The organism is Stenotrophomonas sp. HMWF003 (assembly GCF_003061285.1).
Lineage (GTDB): Bacteria > Pseudomonadota > Gammaproteobacteria > Xanthomonadales > Xanthomonadaceae > Stenotrophomonas > Stenotrophomonas maltophilia_AP.
The window spans coordinates 934-2247 of the sequence record NZ_QAIW01000294.1; the positions used below are offsets into that span (position 1 = coordinate 934).

The window sequence follows — 1314 nt, forward strand, 5'->3', positions numbered from 1 at the left end:
CTGCGTGGCCCTGTCCGGTGCCGTGGCCGATATCTGGCTCAGCGCCGACGCCGACGCCGCGCGCGAGCACGCCCTGCACCTGGTCCACGAAAAACTGCAGCTGGACAGCGCCCAGTTCGACCAGGTGCTGGCCCGCATCAGTGACGCCCTGCCCGACATCAGCGCCCTGTTCGAGACGCCGCTGCTGTCGCCGTCGCGCGTGCAGCAGCTGATCGACCACGCCCAGGAGCTGGCGACCCTGCGCAACCTGCGCGAAATGCAGGACGCCGCCCAGGCCCGGCAGCGCGCCGATGAGTTCGAAGCACGCGCCAACCGGCTGGCCGAACAGGCCCACCGCGACGCACTGACCGGCGTGCTCAACCGGCGCCAGCTGGAGGCCGTGCTGGAACAGGAATTCCTGCGCGCCACCCGCCACGGCTGGCCGCTGTCGGTGGCATTCATCGACCTGGATGACTTCAAGAAGATCAACGACGCCCACGGCCACCTGATGGGTGACCAGGTGCTGCGCGTGTTCGCCGGCAAGCTGCAGGAGCAGCTGCGCAACAGCGATACCGTGGCCCGCTTCGGCGGGGAGGAGTTCATCGCGCTGCTGCCCAACACCACCGAGCTGGTTGCCCTGGAGGTGGTGCGCCGGGTCCTGGCCAACATCGTCAATACGCCGATGGCCGAGGTGCCCGACGGCCCCCTGTTCGTGACCTTCTCGGCCGGGGTCGCCACGCAGGGCGGCTACGAGCGTTTCGCCGATGTTCAGGACCTGCTGAAGGCGGCCGACGACGTGCTTTACCGCTCCAAGAACCTGGGCCGCAACCGCGTCATCGCACGCTCCCCCGGGACGGCGCCGGCGTGAACCGGATGCCCCTTCCCAGCAGGGAAGGGCCCGGGGCCTGCGCCGCAGCGCAGCAAAATAAACGCACGGGCAGACCCGGCTTCCAGTAGAATTCCCGCGTTTTCCACGCATCCAGAGGTCACCATGTCCAGTCTTGCCTATCGCCGCATCCTGCTGAAAGTTTCCGGGGAGGCGCTGATGGGAGACGAGGACTACGGCATCGACCCCAAGGTCATCAACCGCCTGGCCCGTGAAGTCATCGAAGCCCAGCAGGCCGGCGCGGAAGTGGCGCTGGTCATCGGCGGCGGCAACATCTTCCGCGGTGCCGGCCTGGCGGCCGGCGGCATGGACCGCGTCACCGGCGACCAGATGGGCATGCTGGCCACCGTGATCAACGCCCTGGCCATGCAGGACGCGCTGGAAAAGCTGGGCGCCAAGGCCCGCGTGATGAGCGCCATCAAGATCAACGACGTGTGCGAGGACTACAT

General features: G+C 68.0%; 1 protein-coding gene and 1 pseudogene. Both read left to right on the plus strand.

Going from position 1 to position 1314, the window contains the following annotated elements; genetic code table 11:
- Positions 1 to 847: GGDEF domain-containing protein (locus DBR34_RS22865; protein ID WP_258223866.1), on the plus strand; the 847-nt coding region annotated here is incomplete at its 5' end.
- A gap of 123 nt (positions 848 to 970) precedes the next feature.
- Positions 971 to 1314 (plus strand): annotated as a pseudogene (locus tag DBR34_RS12095) (uridine monophosphate kinase); the annotation flags it as partial.